The 16,940-nt window shown below is 60.6% G+C and carries 15 protein-coding genes; 5 read left to right on the plus strand and 10 right to left on the minus strand.

Features of this window, described 5'->3' with window-relative positions:
* The first annotated feature begins 43 nt into the window (after window positions 1–43).
* The gene (locus tag ABJO75_RS02925) at window positions 44–991 is read left to right on the plus strand and encodes a cyclase family protein (protein ID WP_348130827.1); all 948 of its coding nucleotides are present in this window, start codon (window positions 44–46) and stop codon (window positions 989–991) included.
* 76 nt (window positions 992–1,067) lie between these two features.
* Window positions 1,068–2,030: an agmatinase gene (locus ABJO75_RS02930; protein WP_348130830.1), complete on the plus strand. Its 963-nt coding sequence runs from the start codon at window positions 1,068–1,070 to the stop codon at window positions 2,028–2,030.
* Window positions 2,031–2,087: 57 nt separating this feature from the next.
* Here ABJO75_RS02930 and ABJO75_RS02935 read toward each other — a convergent pair whose 3' ends face one another.
* Window positions 2,088–3,689 (minus strand): arylsulfatase, encoded by a 1,602-nt coding sequence (locus ABJO75_RS02935; protein ID WP_348130832.1) that lies wholly within the window; start codon window positions 3,687–3,689, stop codon window positions 2,088–2,090.
* A 259-nt stretch (window positions 3,690–3,948) separates the two neighbouring features.
* On the opposite strand from ABJO75_RS02935, the gene ABJO75_RS02940 reads away from it, so the two are divergent.
* Together ABJO75_RS02940 and ABJO75_RS02945 are read left to right on the plus strand one after the other, a co-directional pair.
* Window positions 3,949–4,632: a Crp/Fnr family transcriptional regulator gene (locus ABJO75_RS02940; RefSeq protein WP_348130835.1), complete on the plus strand. Its 684-nt coding sequence runs from the start codon at window positions 3,949–3,951 to the stop codon at window positions 4,630–4,632.
* Window positions 4,633–4,721: 89 nt separating this feature from the next.
* Window positions 4,722–6,671 carry a multiheme c-type cytochrome gene (locus tag ABJO75_RS02945; protein ID WP_348130838.1) on the plus strand — a complete coding sequence of 650 codons (1,950 nt, stop codon included), beginning with the start codon at window positions 4,722–4,724 and terminating at the stop codon, window positions 6,669–6,671.
* On the opposite strand, the gene ABJO75_RS02950 is transcribed toward ABJO75_RS02945, so the two are convergent.
* The 5 genes from ABJO75_RS02950 to ABJO75_RS02970 are packed head-to-tail and all read right to left on the minus strand — an operon-like array spanning window position 6,672 to window position 13,132.
* Entirely contained in the window at window positions 6,672–7,253 is a 582-nt protein-coding gene (locus ABJO75_RS02950) for an amino acid synthesis family protein (protein WP_348130840.1), read from the minus strand.
* Window positions 7,246–8,142 carry a UPF0280 family protein gene (locus ABJO75_RS02955; RefSeq protein ID WP_348130843.1) on the minus strand — a complete coding sequence of 299 codons (897 nt, stop codon included), beginning with the start codon at window positions 8,140–8,142 and terminating at the stop codon, window positions 7,246–7,248. The genes ABJO75_RS02950 and ABJO75_RS02955 overlap by 8 nt, the downstream gene beginning before the upstream one ends.
* Window positions 8,102–9,553 carry a 6-hydroxynicotinate reductase gene (locus ABJO75_RS02960; protein ID WP_348130846.1) on the minus strand — a complete coding sequence of 484 codons (1,452 nt, stop codon included), beginning with the start codon at window positions 9,551–9,553 and terminating at the stop codon, window positions 8,102–8,104. Before ABJO75_RS02960 ends, ABJO75_RS02955 begins: the two co-directional genes overlap by 41 nt.
* On the minus strand, window positions 9,546–12,296 hold the full coding sequence (locus ABJO75_RS02965) for a molybdopterin cofactor-binding domain-containing protein (protein ID WP_348130848.1): 2,751 nt from the start codon (window positions 12,294–12,296) through the stop codon (window positions 9,546–9,548). The genes ABJO75_RS02960 and ABJO75_RS02965 overlap by 8 nt, the downstream gene beginning before the upstream one ends.
* Window positions 12,293–13,132, minus strand: a complete 840-nt coding sequence (locus ABJO75_RS02970; RefSeq protein ID WP_348130851.1) for an FAD binding domain-containing protein — start codon at window positions 13,130–13,132, stop codon at window positions 12,293–12,295. Before ABJO75_RS02970 ends, ABJO75_RS02965 begins: the two co-directional genes overlap by 4 nt.
* A 103-nt stretch (window positions 13,133–13,235) precedes the next feature.
* On the opposite strand from ABJO75_RS02970, the gene ABJO75_RS02975 reads away from it, so the two are divergent.
* Window positions 13,236–13,667: a MarR family transcriptional regulator gene (locus ABJO75_RS02975; protein WP_348130854.1), complete on the plus strand. Its 432-nt coding sequence runs from the start codon at window positions 13,236–13,238 to the stop codon at window positions 13,665–13,667.
* A 3-nt stretch (window positions 13,668–13,670) separates the two neighbouring features.
* On the opposite strand, the gene ABJO75_RS02980 is transcribed toward ABJO75_RS02975, so the two are convergent.
* Genes ABJO75_RS02980 through ABJO75_RS02995 form a run of 4 tightly spaced genes read right to left on the minus strand, consistent with a single transcriptional unit; the run spans window position 13,671 to window position 16,937 of the window.
* Window positions 13,671–14,366 carry an ABC transporter ATP-binding protein gene (locus ABJO75_RS02980; RefSeq protein WP_348130857.1) on the minus strand — a complete coding sequence of 232 codons (696 nt, stop codon included), beginning with the start codon at window positions 14,364–14,366 and terminating at the stop codon, window positions 13,671–13,673.
* Window positions 14,366–15,073, minus strand: coding sequence for an ABC transporter ATP-binding protein (locus tag ABJO75_RS02985; protein WP_348130860.1), 708 nt, complete (start codon window positions 15,071–15,073; stop codon window positions 14,366–14,368). The genes ABJO75_RS02980 and ABJO75_RS02985 overlap by 1 nt, the downstream gene beginning before the upstream one ends.
* Window positions 15,070–16,014: a branched-chain amino acid ABC transporter permease gene (locus tag ABJO75_RS02990; protein WP_348130862.1), complete on the minus strand. Its 945-nt coding sequence runs from the start codon at window positions 16,012–16,014 to the stop codon at window positions 15,070–15,072. Before ABJO75_RS02990 ends, ABJO75_RS02985 begins: the two co-directional genes overlap by 4 nt.
* Window positions 16,011–16,937, minus strand: coding sequence for a branched-chain amino acid ABC transporter permease (locus ABJO75_RS02995; RefSeq protein ID WP_348130865.1), 927 nt, complete (start codon window positions 16,935–16,937; stop codon window positions 16,011–16,013). The genes ABJO75_RS02990 and ABJO75_RS02995 overlap by 4 nt, the downstream gene beginning before the upstream one ends.
* Between the last annotated feature and the right edge of the window lie 3 nt (window positions 16,938–16,940).

Raw genomic sequence — 16,940 nt, forward strand, 5'->3', positions numbered from 1 at the left:
CCTGCGATTTTCTCGCTCCGCAGGAAATCTGGGAGGATTCACATTGCAAAGTCACCTTATTGCGGGCCTCGCCTGCGCCATCTGCTTCTCTGCGACCGCTGCTGTTGCGCAGGATTGTCATACCTCGAAATGGGGCGAAGACGATCAGTTGGGATCGGCCAACCTCGTCACGCCAGAGAACACGCTCTTGGCGGCGGCGCTGATCAAGCAGGGCAAATCCTTGCCTCTTGGCATTGTCATCGATTCCAGCACCCCCGCGTTCTCTCCCCGGTCTCTCAGCCTTCAGGTGGTGCAACCCAACCAGCAGGGCGGCCAAAAGCTCGACCAGTTCGGCTATCCCGGCAACTACAACGACGATGTACTGCAAACCTGGGTCGGCATAGGCAGCCAGATCGACGGGCTGGGGCATCTGGGCGAAAAGGGGTATTACTATAACTGCAACGACGAAAAGGAAATTTCGGCGATCACCGGCCTGACCCGGCTGGGCGTACACGACATTCCGCCTCTCGTCGGTCGTGGCGTGATCCTCGACATGGCCAAGCATTTCGGGGTCGACACGATGGAAGCTGGTGCCAATTTCGGCGAGGCTGATATCAAGGCTGCCGCCGAAGCCCAGGGCGTGACGCTTGGCAAAGGTGACGTGATCCTGTTCCACACCGGCTGGACAGACGGCAAACTGGAAAGCGATCCAACCGCTTGGGTCTCGGGCGAACCCGGCCTGAACGTCGAAGGCGCGCGCTATCTCGCATCATTGGATCCGATGGCCGTCGGGGCCGACACTTGGGGTGTTGAACCCATTCCCCCAGCCGAGGGCGATGGCGCATTCTACGGGCACGTTGTTCTGCTCAAGGAAAACGGTGTCTATCTGCTGGAGACCATGAACACCGGTCCGCTGCTGCGCGAAGGCGTGAACGAGTTCATGTTTGTTCTCGGGCAGGCACGTATTCGCGGCACTGTTCAGATGATCATCAACCCCGTGGCCCTATACTGATCTGACCGGACCGCCGCCGCGTTGTGGCGCGGCGGCATTCGTGCCACTGATATTGCAACCAGATCAGGAGGGCTGCATGTCAGAACATGGTTACGAAGGCGGGCGGTTGAACCTGCCATTTGTTGGGATATGCACCTTTGGGAAATATCCCTACATTCAGGATTGGGATGCGATCACAGCCGACGCCGCGATCATGGGGGCGCCCTTTGATTTTGGGGCGCAATGGCGTTCCGGCGCCCGCATGGGGCCGCGCGCGATCCGCGAGGCCTCGACACTGTTCTCGTTTGGCCACGCCGGGGCCTATGATTTCGAAGACGACATTACCTATCTCGATCCCGCCGAGGTCAGCATCGTCGATATTGGTGATGCCGACATAATCCATACCGATACGCTGCAAAGCCATGCAAACATCGAATACGGCGTGCGCAAGATGCTTGCCGCCGGTGCCCTGCCCGTGGTTCTGGGCGGCGATCACTCGGTCAACATTCCCTGCATCAACGCCTTTGACGATCAGGCTCCGATTCATGTGGTGCAGATCGACGCCCATCTGGATTTTGTGGATGAACGACACGGCGTGCGGTTCGGCCATGGCAACCCGATGCGCCGGGCCGCAGAAAAGCCCTATGTCACGGGCCTCAGCCAGATCGGCATTCGCAATGTCTCGTCGACTGCGCGGGACGGATATGTCGACGCCCGCAGCATGGGGTCCGATATCCAGTCTGTGCGCCACGTAAGGCGCATGGGCACGGCGGCGATGCTGGATCGCATCCCTGAAGGCGCGCGCTATTACCTGAGCATCGACATTGATGCGTTCGATCCCTCGATCGCACCGGGTACCGGCACGCCCAGCCATGGCGGGTTTCTCTATTACGAAGTGCTGGAGCTGATCGACGGGTTGGCGCAGCGCGGCGATATTGTCGGCATTGATCTGGTCGAGGTCGCCCCCGACTACGACCGCACAGGCAGCACCGCGATTCTGGCCGCGCAATTGTTGATGAATACCATCGGCCGGGTGCTGCATCATCGCGGAACGCGCTGATCCAGAAACGAGAACGGGCCGCCCGAAAGGGACGGCCCGCAATTTGATTTCAAGCCCTTACTTGGAGCCGAGCGACCCCAGGATCTTGTCCTTTGCATCGCCGATCGTAAAGCTGCCCGGTGCTTGCCGTGGCGGATACTCTTCGAACGTGGCGAGGAACTTGCCCACATAGTCGGCCGCTGGCAGCAGCAGGAACACGTGATCGAGATACCAATCGTAGTAGGTGTTCGACGTGATCGTTGCCCGCTCGTAGGGGTCCTGACGCAGGTTGAACAGCAACGGAATACGAAGCTCGGTCCAAGGCTCAGCCCAGGCGCGCAGGGTCTGCGGGAAACGATGCTCAAGGAAGATCGCTTTCCAAGGACCATAGCGCAGCGCCGTCAGATCACCGTCATCAGAGAAGTAGAAGATCTCCTTGCGTGGAGTTTCGTCTTCTTCGCCAAGCAGATAGGGCAACGTGTTGTAGCCATCCAGGTGCACTTTGTAGTCACGACCGCCGCCAACTTCGGCCACGGTGACGCCTTCCAGAAGCTGCTCCTTGATGTCAGGAACGCCCGCCATCGCAAGGAAAGTAGGCAGCCAGTCCATGTGGTGCATGACTTCGTTGGACACCTGACCGGCTTCGATGTTGCCGGGCCAACGCACCATCGCTGGAACGCGAAAGCCGCCTTCCCAGTTGGTGTTCTTTTCGCCACGGAACGGCGTCATCGCCGCGTCAGGCCAGCTGTTCATATGCGGACCGTTGTCGGTCGAATACATCACGAATGTCTCGTCCGCGATGTCGAGTTCGTCCAGCAGGTCGAGAAGCTGACCCACCTGCATGTCGTGCTCGATCATGCCGGCGCGGTATTCATCCACATGGCTGCCAACGATCTCGTCTGCCAGTTCGCGCATCTCTTCTTTGACGTGCGTGCGGAAGTGCATACGCGTGCCGTTCCACCAGACGAACCAAGGCACACCGGCTTCTTCCTGGCGCTTGATAAAGTCGATGGCGCCGCCGAGGGTTTCCTCGTCAACGGTTTCCATACGCTTTTTAGTCAGCGGTCCGGTATCCTGAATTTCACCATCTGCGAAGGAATGCACAACGCCGCGCGGGCCGAACATTTCGCGGAATTCCGGATTCTTCGGATAGTCCTCAAGCTCGGGCTCTTCTTCGGCGTTCAGGTGATACAGGTTGCCGAAAAACTCGTCAAAACCGTTGTTTGTCGGCAGCATCTCGTCGCGATCGCCGAGGTGGTTCTTGCCGAACTGACCAGTGGCATAGCCTTGCGCCTTGAGAAGGCCAGCGATGGTCGGGTCCTCGATCTGCATCCCTTCATTCGCGCCGGGCATGCCAACCTTGGACAGACCGGTACGGAACACCGATTGCCCGGTGATAAAGCTCGACCGACCTGCGGTACAGGACTGCTCTGCATAATAGTCAGTAAAGATCATGCCTTCATTGGCGACACGGTCGATATTCGGCGTCTGATAGCCCATCAGCCCCATCGTATAGGCCGAGATGTTGGACTGACCGATATCGTCGCCCCAGATCACCAGAATGTTCGGTTTATCTTCCTGCGCCCAGGCGGGCGCGGCCAACGTTACGGCGCACGCAACCGCAGCAGCTTGTTTTAGCGGACGTAACCAACGCCCAGAAGGTGAGGTTTCTGTTTTCATAAGCAATTCTCCTTGGTCGTAGCTGCTTTTTTTATTCGAGGCCCGTTATGGGGCGCTTTGTTTTTGAGGGGTTGTGTTTCGCGCTTGCGCGACGATGCCTGTGAACGGGGCACACTTGAACGCGTGCGCAACACTTGTCGCCAGACATACCAAACTCAACCCAGCGCTAATTCATCATTTACGAAGTCCCCCATGCGTTGTGACATGAATTGCAATTTTCGGAATTGATCATTTGAGCGGTTTCTGACAAAAATTTTTTATGACACTGGAGCTTAAGACCGCAAACACCGTTTTCCAGAGCCATGGCTGGCTCTCGTCCTATCCGGAATCGGTGCGCAGCAAGGTTCTGGCCTGTGGTCGCCCACGCAAGTTTTCAGCCTTTGACACCCTCTATCGCCTCGGAGATACCTCAGACGGTATCTATGGAATCATCGACGGCAGGGTCACCGTGTCGATTCCAAGCGACGCAGGCACGATCTATGACTGCTATGTTGGCAGACCTGGCTTTTGGGTCGGCGATCTCGCACTGTTTTCCAAAGCGACACGGCTCGTTTCATTGTCGGCAGCGACAGACGTGTCCAGCTGGTTCTTGCCACAATCACGTCTGCATGAACTGGTCAGGGTCGAGCCGGAATTGATCAGCATGTTCTATGCACTGTCACATCGGAACATGGCGACGTCGATGCGCATCATGGCCAACCTCGCGATACCCGACAATACCCGCCGCCTTGCGGCCTGGCTGCTCTTTTCCAATGACGGTTTGCCAAAATCCGGCAACTGGATTGAGGTCTCGCAAGAACAGATCGGTATGCAGAACGCGATGTCACTGCCAACCATTCGCCGATTGCTCAAACGGCTTGAGAACAATGGTTTGATCGAGTTGGGATATGGCAGGGTGCGCGTGACAAATCACGACAAGCTCCTCGCGTTCAGCAGATCCTGAGCACCTACGTTACTTGCGTCGGACACCCGGAAGCGGCTTGTACCCAACGACAAGACCGCGGATAACGGCCAAAACAAGCAGGGACAGCAATGCGCGACCTTCTCACCTGGACGTTCACAGCTCTAATGATTGCGACCATCCCGGACGCGGTGTCGGCGCAACAAGCCACGGATCATCCTGCCTATATCGGCAGCGATGCCTGCGCCGACTGCCACGCTGACGAGACTGAGGCGTGGACTGGTTCACACCACCAACTGGCTTGGACCGCGCCCGATGGCGATCACGTTCTTGGCGATTTCAGCGGCCAAACGATTGCTCCCGGAGGATTGGAAGCGCGTTTCCTGAACCCATCAACCGGCCCGGCCATCGAGACCGCAGGGCCGGATGGTGAACTTGCGACCCTCCCCGTCACCGGTGTCATCGGGATCGCGCCGCTGCAGCAATATCTACTCGAAACCGAACCCGGTCGTCAGCAATCCTTTGATCTGGTCTGGGATGCCGAGGGTAAGCGCTGGTACCACCTCTACCCGGATCAGGACTTGCCGCCGGGCAACGGGATGCACTGGTCCGGTCCCTACAAGAACTGGAACGGCCGCTGCGCGGAATGCCATGCGACCGATTTCAAAAAGAACTATGATGCCAGCGCCGACAGCTATGCCAGCACCCAGTCCGAGATCGGTGTCGGTTGCGAGGCCTGCCACGGCCCGGGCGCGGCGCATCGGGATTGGGCACTGGCGAATGACGCTTATGACCCCGCACAGTGGAACCACCTGTCCGAATTCGGACTGACGATGGATTTCAATGCCGGAGCCGAAGCACAGATTCAGCAATGCGCAGGCTGTCATTCCCGGCGTGAACCCTTTGGTCAGGGCAATCCCCTGCCCGGCACCCCGTTTCACGATGCCTATCGATTGTCGACTCTGCGGCCCGCGCAGTACCATCCGGATGGTCAGATTCTTGACGAAGTCTATGTCTATGGCTCGTTCTTGCAATCCAAGATGTACGCAAATGGCGTCGCCTGTACCGATTGCCACAACGCCCATACCGGCGAGCGCGTGGCCGAGGGCAACGCCGTATGTACCCAATGCCATTCGCCCGCTGGCAATGAGCGTTTCCCCTCACTGCGCACAGCACTTTATGACGACCCCAGCCACCATTTCCATGAAACAGGCAGCGAAGGCGCACAATGCAAAAGCTGCCATATGATCGAACGGGTCTATATGGGCATCGACGGGCGGCGCGATCATTCATTCCGCGTGCCGCGCCCTGACCTTACGGCAGAAACGGGTGCGCCCAACGCGTGCACCGATTGCCACGCCGAAAACTCCGCGCAGTGGGCAGCAGAGGCTGTCGCCGAATGGTATCCTGACAGCAGCCATCGCGGCCCGCATTTCTCGCAGGTGATCGCCCCGGCTCGCCAGAATCCTGCGGGTCAAATCGAAGGGCTGATCGGTATCGTAGAACATGGCGATCTGCCCGGCATCGTACGTGCCAGCGCGCTCGACCTGTTGGCACAGGCCAGCACGCCAGAGATCGCCGCCCGCATGGTTCCGGTGCTGTCCGATCCCGACCCCCTTGTGCGCGCCGCCGCGATCCCTGTGCAACGCGCAGCCGGGCAGACAGATATCCTGAGCCGCATCGTTGATCTGCTGAGCGATCCGGTGAAATCGGTTCGCATTGCCGCAGCACGTGAATTCCTCGCCCTGCGCGTGGCGCATATGCCTGACAGCTATACCAAGGCTCTGAACAGCGCGATGACAGAATGGCAGCGAGCGCTATATGCCAATGCCGATTTCCCCGAGATCCAGATGGTTTTGGCAGGCATCGGCCTGACCACACGCAACATGCCCGCAGCACTGGGTGCGTTCGGCGAGGCCGTCGAAATGGACCCGCAATTGGTGCAGGCCTGGACGATGATGGTTCGAATCCATGCCGCGCTTGGCGACCGCGACGCGGCACTGGAAACGGTGGATCGTGCGATTGCCGCCAACCCCGACGACGTATCGTTAGGGCTGATGCGGGCCGACCTCAAGGGGTGATCAGCGCAGGCCGTCCTCGCCTTTGACGTCCTCGGCCTGAAGCCCGCCCATCCGGTGATGAATGCGCGGCCCTCGCGCCATCGCCAGCGCAAACAGCAATTCTGTCGCGCGTGGTCCATCGGGTACGCCAACTTCCATCCCGTCAAAATGACTGCGCACATAGGCAGCATTGATGTGGCCGAGCGGAATGTCGATCCGGGTCCCAACGCCGCCCATTTTCATCGAGGATGGAACAATCGCCTTGGCCTCACCCAACCGTTCTCGCATCGCATAGCCACCGGGCACATGCCACAGCGCCGTATGCTCCAGTTCCCCGCCCTCACCAACAAGGGCAGCCTTGCCATACCCGTCGATACCGTCAGGCCCGCCCATCGCCTCAATCAATCGATCTGTCATCTGCAATCCGAGTGGTTTCAGATCGTCCATCGCAGATTGCAGATCAGCGGCGTAGCCCCCGGCAAAAGGATTGCGTACCAGCGCCACAATTGCGGCGCGACGTCTGGGCAGTGCGGGCGCAGGCCCGCCATCATGGTGAATATCCTCGATAAAGATCATCGTCTTTCGCAGGGTGAAATCAGGCATGAAGTCGATCCTTTTCAGGCTGTGTCAGCAGTTCGGGCGCGCCAACCACGCGGTAGGTCTCGCCAAGTTGCAGATAGGCCGCAATGATGTGCCCGCGCGATAGGCAGCGTGCCGCATAGCGCTCGCCAGCGTCCAGCGCCGTTGCAATGTCGTGAGGCGATAGCGCACCGACATCCACGGTCACAAGCCGCATACCCAGATCGCTGTCCGGTGCCATATCGTTGGCCGGCACGCGTTGAACTGCGGGATGCCCCGGCAGGTCCACTGCGTTGGCGATCAGAGTAGCCGCCACATCTGCTTGCGCGGCAGTCTCAGCCAGCACCGTCACGCTGTCGGCAATCCCCAGCGAATGGCTGCGCCCTCGCCATCCCGAGGTCGCGATGCCACGTACCGGGCTGTTGGAGTAAAGCGTGATCTGCGTGTCAGACCCTGCTGCGATCACAGCGGTAAAGCTCTCTCCCGGCGATAGGTGAAAGCCGATGTCACCGCCATTATTGACATAGGCGCGACAAACGTCGCCCTCGGCGCAGATCTGGCGCAAAATTTCATCCGCGACCGCACCCGCGACGGCCGCCATTGGGGTGACAAAGCCCGGCAGATGTCGTGCCGCTGCGTGTTGCATGGCCAACGCAATCCTGCCCGTTACCGGGTGAACTTCGTTGATGGGATGGCGCAGGGCCTCCAGTTCTGACACTAGTTCTGACAGAACAGTGTGAAACCGACCCGCCGCACGGCTTAGCCCTGCCTCGCGCCCAGTCCCCGTCGCCTCGACGATCAGATCAATGGGCCCGTGATGGAAGTGCAGTCTATGCCCATCATGCAGGACAGTTATCTGCGGCACCTGCATCTCAGCCGTGATCCATGGCCACGGCGCGCGCACCAGAGCCATATTCGCCGCCATGTTCCAGCACGTCATCAACGGTGCGAACCGACCCGTCATGCCCACCCAGCACCTGATAATCGGCGCGGCTCACCGTGAATTCCAACGGCGCGACGATTGCAGGTGTCGGCACATAGCCAAATGCATTGTCCGGCATCTGCGTTACATCCGCCATCAGGGTGATGCCACCTCCCGGCCAGACATAGGCCGGGGCGCCGCCCACCGTCACCTGCGTCTTGAGCGCCTGAACGGAACGGGTCAGCTGCACCGGGTTCTTCGTGACACCCGAGCGCAAGGACCCGCCCGCGCCGCCCATGAACATCACGGTGCATAGCGCCGGTTCGCAGTTCTCGGCGATCAGATCAACCGACGGGCTCAGCGCCTTGGGCAACGCTGCGGGTTGCGGGACAAGATCGTCATCCAGCACGTAATATCCGTATTGCTCACCCGTGGTCGAAACCATCAACAGGGTCAGACCGGGCCGCGCGCCCTTCTTGGGGTTCCAGTCGCCCAGAATGGTCAGCGGATCCTGCACATCTGTCCCGCCCCAGCCAAGCCCCGGTTCAGCGACCTGAAAATACCGCCCCGGTGTCGAGCGCCGTCCCTTGATGCGTATGCCGGTGTCGGGCCAGCCCAGAACCTTGCCCGCCTGATGTTCGCTGACCACGCCGGTGATGTGATCATCAACGACAACCACCTCGTCCACCAGCCCCTGCCACTGCACCGCAAACATCCCGATGGTAGCCGACCCGCAACCGACCCGCATCCGTTCTTCCCGGTGACCATCGACAACCGGGGCCTGTCCAGCCTGAACAATGACCGCTGCGCCGCCATCCACGACCAGTTCCACGGCCTCGCGATTGCACAGCCGCTTCAGCGTATCGCAGGTTACGCGGCCTTCGGGTTTGCTGGCTCCGGTCAGGTGGTCGACGCCGCCCAGGCTCATCATCTGGCTGCCATATTCAGACGTGATCATGAGGCCGACAGGCTCGCCCTTGGACCGCACCACCGCACCTTCGCGCCCGATATGTCGGTCGGTGTCGATCTTTACCTTGACCCCACAATAGGAAAAAATCGCCTCGGTCACGACGGTGACAAAATCCACCCCGTCAATTTCGCGGCTGACGATAAACGGCGCCGGTTTGTAATCGGGATAGGTGGTGCCGGACCCGATTGCGGTCACGAACAGATCATCACCGGCAACCAAATCGCCGTCCCAGTCGGATTTGAGAAACGGGCGGATTTCGCCGCCCTGCTCGATCCGCCGATCCAAGACGGTCAGCGGATCACAGCGGATGATCCGCCCGTTCTGGTTGGCATAGCGATCACATGCCCCAACCTTGCCCTCGGCGATAAAGCACATGACCGGGCAGGCATCGCAGCGTATCTTGTCCGCCGGTATCGTGCGTTTGCTATCCATCCGCCGCCCCCTCTTGCGCGGCGCGGATTGCCGCCAGCACCCGGTGCGGCAGTGCCGGCAATTGCGTGAGCCGCGCGCCGCTTGCATCACGGATCGCGTTCAGGATTGCCGGCGCCGTCGGGATCAGAACATGTTCGCCCAACCCTTTGGCACCCATTGGGCCTTCGGGGTCGGGCTTCTCGATCAGGATCGATTGGATTTCCGGCATGTCACCGGTGGTGGGGATCAGATAGTCATGCAGGTTTTCGGTGCGACCGGGGATGTATTCCTCCATCAACGCCATGCCCAAGCCCTGCGCGATGCCGCCTTCGATCTGTCCTTCGGCCAGCAGCGGATTGATCACCCGTCCCAGATCATGCGCCGCTGTGATCCGCTGCACCTTCACCGTTCCCAATGCCATGTCGACATCCAGTTCCACCAACTGCGCCCCATAGCCATAGACCGCATAAGGACGACCCTGCCCGTTGTCATCCAGAGGCGCTGTCGGTGGATCATAGCTCTGCTCGGCCATAAGCACATAGCCATGCGCGTCAACCGGCAAACCCGTCAGATCAATCATGCGCCGACCCGCGCCTTCGGTCACCAGCAGCGTGGTGCCAACAAGCGAAATCTTTGCGTCATCGCCCATGTTGCTGCGCGCCAGAATATCAGCCCTCAGAGCCGCTCCGGACAGCATCGCCGCCTTGCCGGTAATCACCGTTTGACGGGACGCCGAGGTTTTGCCGCAATCGGGCGTCAGCGCGGTATCCGGGCCGACCAAATCGACCTGCTCGACCGGCAGACCCACCGCGTCGGCGCAAATCTGCGCGATCACGGTGTTTGATCCCTGCCCGATATCCGTGGCCCCCTGATGCAGAACCAGTCGCCCGTCCGGCGTGATCCCCAGACGAACGGTCGAAGGGTTAGGTAAGGCGGTATTGCCGCAACCATACCAGCACGACGCCACGCCGATACCACGCCGGACAGCACCCCCTTGCGCATTCAACTCTGCCGCCTTGCGCACGGCCGACGCCCAAGGGTCTTTCAATGCGTCAAGACAGTCCGCGATTCCGACACCCTGCAATTGCTGACCACAGACTGACAGATCACCATCCTGCAATGCGTTGAGCCGCCGGAACGCAAGCCGGTCTATTCCGGCCTTTTCCGCTAGCTCATCAAACAGCGTTTCCTGCACGATCGCCGCCTGCGGCACACCAAAGCCTCGAAACGCGCCGGACACCGGTCCGTTGGTATGCACGGCGCGCGCCTCGGCGTGGTAATGTGGGACCCGGTAAGGACCTGACGCATGCACCGGCACCCTGACGGCGACCGTCGGTCCCCAGCTGGCATAGGCCCCGGTATCAAAATCACCATCAAATTTCATGCCGGTCACGTGGCCTTGCGCGTCCGCCGCAATACGTGCGGTCATCTTGGCCGGGTGCCGCTTTGTAGTCGAACGCATGCTTTCCGCGCGGGTATAGACCATGCGTGCGGGACGCCCTGTCTTTAACGCGACTAGACCAATCAGGGGCTGCAATGACAGGTCCAGTTTGGACCCGAATCCGCCGCCGGTGGCAGACGGGATAATACGCACCTGCTCGGGTGCGAGCCCGAGAACCCGGGCAGTGTCGTCGCGGTCCATGACCGGTGCCTGGGTGCAGGCCTGAATGACCAGTGTACCCCTGTCCATCCAGGCGACCCCGGCTTCGGGTTCGATATAGGCGTGTTCCACATGGGACGTCCGAAATTCCAAGGCACCCACATGTGCCGCATTTGCAATAGCACCTTCGGGATCGCCCCGGCACACTTTGCCGGTAATCAGGATGTTGCCCTCGCGACCCGGGTAGATCAGAGGCGCGTCCGGCTGTTGTGACGCTTCGGACGTGGCGAGATCATCGGTCACCTGCCACGTCACCGGAAAGCTGCCAAGATCGAGCGTTTCCATCACCGCGGCATCCCCCGCGACGATGGCCACGGCCTCTCCCCGCATCCGCCCATGGTCCTCGGCCAGCGCCGGTTGGTCGGCAAACTGTGGAATCACGCCAAAGCTGTTCTCGCCGGGAAGATCAGCGGCAGTAAACACGTGCAGATCGCCGGGCTGCGCCGCCACCCAGCCCGCGATGTCGCCAAAGCTGAACCGCGCAGCTGCGTGTGGAGATCGAATGGCGCGCACCAAGAGGGCATCGGGCGGAACATGATCGGCCCCGAACATCTCAGTCCCTGCAACCTTTGCAGCCCCGTCAACCCGAGGAAGCCGCGCCCCAATCGCCGCACCCGTTTCTGGCGAACTGGCTCCACCGGCTTGGTTTGCGTCCATCACCGCCGAGATGATCTTGGCGTACCCTGTACAGCGACACAGCACTCCACCAAGCGCCGCTTCGACCTCTTCCCGCGTCGGTGTAGGCTGATTGCGCAAAAGCGCTGTCGCCGCCATCAACATGCCCGGGGTACAGATGCCGCATTGCGCTGCGCCGTGACGCTGAAACGCCTGTTGCAAGGCATAGAGCGTCCCATCGCGAGACAGACCTTCGACCGTTTCGATACGCGCATCCCGAGCGTGAGCCACCGGGGTCAGGCAGGCACAGACCGGCGCGCCATCCATTAGCACGGTGCAGGCCCCGCAATCCCCCGCGTCACAGCCAACCTTTGTTCCGGTCAGGCCCAGATCGATGCGCAGTACATCCGACAACCGCCGCCCCGGCGCACAGTTAAGCGTGACCGGCGTACCGTTGACGGTCATGTGCGGGTTTGCGACGTCTTTCATGGCCTATCCCCCAAATCGTCCAGCGCGCGCCGCAAAAGCTCGGAGGCGGCACCGGCCCGATAGGGGCCGTCGGCACGGATGTCAGAGATCGGTGAAAGACAAGAGGCCGCCTCGGCGTCGGTCACAAGATCTGATAGTCCGTCGACAGGGCACCCGATCAACCTGCGTTCCAGATCGCGCAATCGCACGGCCACGGCGCTGCAAGACCCCACAGCCAGCGCGATATCCTCAATAGCCCCATCCACGACATGCTGCCGAACCGCAACCATTGCGATGGAAATCACAAGGTATTTCCGAGCGCCAAGTTTCAGGAACCGGCTTGAGCCTCGCGTTGCCGCTTCAGGCACGAGCACCGCCGTCAGCAGCTCATCTGTGCGGCGTTGTGTCTGCCGCACGCCGGTCAAAAAACGAGCGAGCGGCAGGCGGCGCGCGCCGTTCGCACCGGTCAATTCCACCTCTGCATCCAGCGCCAAGAGCGGCGGCACACCGTCCGCTGCTGGCGACGCATTGCAGAGGTTGCCTGCAACCGTTCCCGCGTTCTGAATCTGAACCGAGCCGACCTCGGCCGCCGACTCTTTCAGCATGGTGAAAGCAGGCGGCAATTCTGCGGCAAGCAGATCGCTCCACGTTGTTGTCGCGCCGATACGCCAACCTGCGTCTGTGCGCGACACACCGCGCAATCCGGTGATCGCCGTTATGTCCAGCACCGGCCCAGCCAATTCTTGCCTATCCGTCGACGGAAAGAGATCGGTACACCCTGCGGCAATCACCGCGCCCGTTTCAGCCAGCACGCCGAGCGCGTCGGTCAGTGTGGCGGGCCGGTAGTAGCTGGGCACGACAAATCCTTGGCTGTTGGGATCGCAAAGTTGTTAGTGTACAAATGGATTTTGCGGAAGCATCCGCGACCTGTCAACAAAAACCCCTGCGGAGGGCGCCTGAATGGATCAGCAGCCAAGCAAAGACGCGGAATACGTGCTGGAACAACAGGTCGGTTTCATCATGCGGCAAGCCAATCAGCGGCATCTGGCCATCTTTGCCCGACACATCCCCGACCTGACGCCGATGCAGTTTGCCGCGCTGGCACAGCTTTGTGCGTTGGGGCGGGTGTCTCAGAATGCCCTGGGGCGGGCGACGGCAATGGACGCGGCGACGATCAAGGGCGTGGTCGACCGTTTGCGGCGCAGGGGCTATGTCGCCTCGTCACCGGATCCAGACGACCAGCGGCGCGTGCATTTGACGGCGACGACCGAGGGGCTGGCGGCCTTTCGCGCACTGGCCCCGCTGGCACATGGGATTACCGCAGAAACATTGGCTCCGCTCAGCGACGCGGAACAGACGGACTTCCTGCGCTTGCTGTCCAAGCTGCGCTAGGCCTCAGACACCGAGGTGGCGCTCCAGTATCGCGTGATCGTTGCGCAGCACCTCCGCGTCCAGCGTTTCAAGATTCTGGCCGTTCTCGATGAACGCCACGCGGTCGGCAACAGACAGCACTGCATCCACGCGCTGTTCGACCAGCAGGATCGCAACGCCCCGGTCGCGCATCACGGTGATGACCTCGCGGATCGCGTCGATCATCGAAGGCTGCAACCCTTCGGTGGGCTCGTCCAGCAGCAACACCTTGGGCCGCAAACACAACGCTCGGGCCGTGGCCAGCATCTGCTGTTCCCCACCAGACAGCGTTTCCGCGTGCTGGTGATAGCGTTCGCGCAGGCGCGGGAAAAGCGCGAGCACGTCTTCCAGCACCTCGGGACCAGAGCCGCGCGCCATCAGACCGATTTCGAGGTTTTGAGACACAGTTAGTTCGGTGAACAGTCTCCGCCCCTGAGGAATATACCCGATACCCCCCTTCGGAATTTGATGCGCAGGTAGACCGCTGATGGATTGGCCATCAAGACGAATTTCACCCGAAAGCAGCGGCAACAGGCCCATGATCGCCTTCATCGTCGTGGTCTTGCCAGCCCCGTTCCGGCCCAGCAGGCAGAGGATTTCGCCAGCTTTGACCGAAAATGTCAGATCGCGCAGGATCTGGGCATGGCCATAGGCGACGTTGATGGCAGAGACCTCCAACATCAGCCGGTTCCCAGATAGGCGGATTGCACCGCCTTGTCGGCGCGAATCTCGGTCGGGGTGCCTTCGGCCAGGACCCGACCGAAATTCAGAACCGTAATCTTGTCGGCGGTTTCCATGACCACCGCCATGTTGTGTTCGATGAGCAGGATCGTGGCGCTGGCGGACAGGTCCCGGATCAGCGCCTTGAACGCGTCGATCTCGCTGTCGGCGAGCCCCTGAGTCGGTTCATCCAGTATGAGCAGACGTGGCTGTTGCACCACCCCCATCGCGATTTCCAGCAGACGTTGGTGGCCATAGGACAGATCTCCCGCATTCTGGTTGGGTGGCTCATTCAGGCCAACACGCTCCAGCGCCTCTGCCACTGCCGCGTCCACCGCTGCGCCGCGCATTCGTCGCCGTGCGGCCAGCGCGACATTCTCGGCAATCGTGAGATTGGCAAAGACCGACGTGATTTGAAACGTATAGGCCATACCCAGATTGATGCGTTTATGCGCTGGCAGCGCTGAAATGTCCTGATCATCAAACCGAACGGTACCTGACGACGGTTCGATCCGCCCGCATAGCATGCCGACGAAGGTTGTCTTGCCCGCCCCGTTTGGACCGATCAGCGCCCGGATTTGCCCCTTTGGCAGATCAAAGTCGACATCTTGGACCGCATGCAGACCTGCAAACTGCTTGGACAAGCCGCGCGTCGCCAACAGGGTCATGGCAGTCCCCGCCACAGGCGTTTGCGAACCTCACCCATCAGCCCCTGTGGTGCAAACAGGGTCAGCGCCACCAGAACCACCCCAGCAATCAGCATATAGGCCGTGGTGATGCCGCTTGAGAGGTCGATCAGATAAAACATGAACAAGGTGCCGATGAACGGTCCCAGCACCGTGCCTGCTCCGCCCAAGAGCACCCAGAGCAACGGAAAGATCGAATATTGCACCGACGCGAAACTGGCACCCACATAGCCAAAAAGCAGACCGTAAACCGCGCCCGCCGCCGCCGAAAGCGTACCCGATACCACAACCGCCGCCAGCTTGTGCGCGAACACGTCATACCCCAGCATGCGTGCCCGTTCTTCGTTTTCCCGGATTGCCACCAAAACCTTGCCAAACGGAGCGCGCACAAGCCAAAGCGTGAGCAACAGACAGATGGCGAACAGGGAGAACGCGGCATAATAGCGATTGGTCGGATCAGACAGGTCCAGACCCCAGAGCATTCGCTCGGCCTGTTGAATCACGAACCCTTCGTCACCGCGCGTGTATTCGCCAAAGTAGAGTATCGTGAGATACCCCGCCTGCGCGAACATCAGCGTCACGATCATGAAGCCGACTCCGACCGTGCGCAACGCCAGCACGCCGGCGATCGCGGACACGACCACCCCGACCAGCACACCGCTGATCAGCGCTGGCGCCGGGGAGAAACCAAAGTGGCGGACGGCGAGCCCCATGCCATACATGCCAGCCGCAAAGAACAGTGCGTGGCCAAGGCTGAGCAGCCCGGTATAGCCAAAGAGCACATTGAAGCCGATCGCATAGCTGGCGAGCACCATGATCCGCGCAAGATTGCCGTGATGATACGCGGGCAGCACGAATTGCAGCGCAAACAGCAAGACCAGCAGCCCGCCATGCAGGATCAGCGTCTTGGTGGCGTCGCTCATGCCTTGCGCACCCCGAACAGGCCTTGCGGACGAAAGACCAGCACCAATGCCACCAGCAAAGTGGCGAGGATCTTGGCAAGCGTTGGCGAGAAGAACACCGAGATGATACCATCTGACAAGCCGATCAGGATCGCCGCGACCACGGTGCCCGGCAAGCTGCCCAACCCACCAATGATCACCACGATGAACGACAGCAACAACGGATCGCCCCCCATCAGGTAATGCGCCTGTTGAATCGGCACGATCAGTACCGCCGCCAGTGCCGCCAGTCCTGCCCCAAGGCCAAAGACCAATGCATAGACACGCTCGACCGGGATCCCGAAGGCGAGCGCCATATCACGGTCAAGCTGCGTGGCGCGCATGATCAGGCCAATTTTGCTGCGCGCCATGATCAACCAGACACCAACCAGAACCAGTCCCGCAGCCGCGATCACGCCGAGCTTGTAGGTCGTCGTCGAAAGACCCCAGGGCCAATAAAGCTGCGGCTTGCCGTCAACAAATTCAAACCACGGGAGCGCAAGGCGTGTGTTGAACGGCGGCTCCACCGGGCGCGCATCGGGACCATAGGTCATAAGTGTGACCTGTTGAATAATATAGAGAATCCCGATTGTTGCGACGATGGTCCGTTCGGGATCATAGGTGATGCGTTTCAGGATCGTCATATCCGCCAGCGCCGCCAGTCCACCGACAAGCACAGGTACCAGCACCAGCGCAATGGCAAAGCCGATGGCCGGATGCCCGGCGATCATGCTGGTGATCCACCACGCCAGCACCGCACCCAGCATGAAGAATTCGCCATGCGCCACATTGACCACGCGCATGACGCCAAAGACCAGCGACAGGCCCACCGCGGTGAGAGCCAGCACGGCGGCGGTAACGGCACCTTCCAGCGAGGCGAGCAAAAGATACGGACCAATTTCCATTGC

The sequence above is a fragment of the Sedimentitalea sp. genome (assembly GCF_039973035.1).
Lineage (GTDB): Bacteria > Pseudomonadota > Alphaproteobacteria > Rhodobacterales > Rhodobacteraceae > Sedimentitalea.

Coding starts and splice junctions, on each gene's coding strand:
- ABJO75_RS02995 (WP_348130865.1), bottom strand. CDS start 16,937: ATGGAAATTGGTCCGTATCTTTTGCTCGCCTCGCTGGAAGGTGCCGTT.
- ABJO75_RS02990 (WP_348130862.1), bottom strand. CDS start 16,014: ATGAGCGACGCCACCAAGACGCTGATCCTGCATGGCGGGCTGCTGGTC.
- ABJO75_RS02960 (WP_348130846.1), bottom strand. CDS start 9,553: ATGGATAGCAAACGCACGATACCGGCGGACAAGATACGCTGCGATGCC.
- ABJO75_RS02975 (WP_348130854.1), top strand. CDS start 13,236: ATGGATCAGCAGCCAAGCAAAGACGCGGAATACGTGCTGGAACAACAG.
- ABJO75_RS02930 (WP_348130830.1), top strand. CDS start 1,068: ATGTCAGAACATGGTTACGAAGGCGGGCGGTTGAACCTGCCATTTGTT.
- ABJO75_RS02955 (WP_348130843.1), bottom strand. CDS start 8,142: ATGGCTCTGGTGCGCGCGCCGTGGCCATGGATCACGGCTGAGATGCAG.
- ABJO75_RS02945 (WP_348130838.1), top strand. CDS start 4,722: ATGCGCGACCTTCTCACCTGGACGTTCACAGCTCTAATGATTGCGACC.
- ABJO75_RS02940 (WP_348130835.1), top strand. CDS start 3,949: ATGACACTGGAGCTTAAGACCGCAAACACCGTTTTCCAGAGCCATGGC.
- ABJO75_RS02950 (WP_348130840.1), bottom strand. CDS start 7,253: ATGCCTGATTTCACCCTGCGAAAGACGATGATCTTTATCGAGGATATT.
- ABJO75_RS02985 (WP_348130860.1), bottom strand. CDS start 15,073: ATGACCCTGTTGGCGACGCGCGGCTTGTCCAAGCAGTTTGCAGGTCTG.
- ABJO75_RS02965 (WP_348130848.1), bottom strand. CDS start 12,296: ATGAAAGACGTCGCAAACCCGCACATGACCGTCAACGGTACGCCGGTC.
- ABJO75_RS02935 (WP_348130832.1), bottom strand. CDS start 3,689: ATGAAAACAGAAACCTCACCTTCTGGGCGTTGGTTACGTCCGCTAAAA.
- ABJO75_RS02980 (WP_348130857.1), bottom strand. CDS start 14,366: ATGTTGGAGGTCTCTGCCATCAACGTCGCCTATGGCCATGCCCAGATC.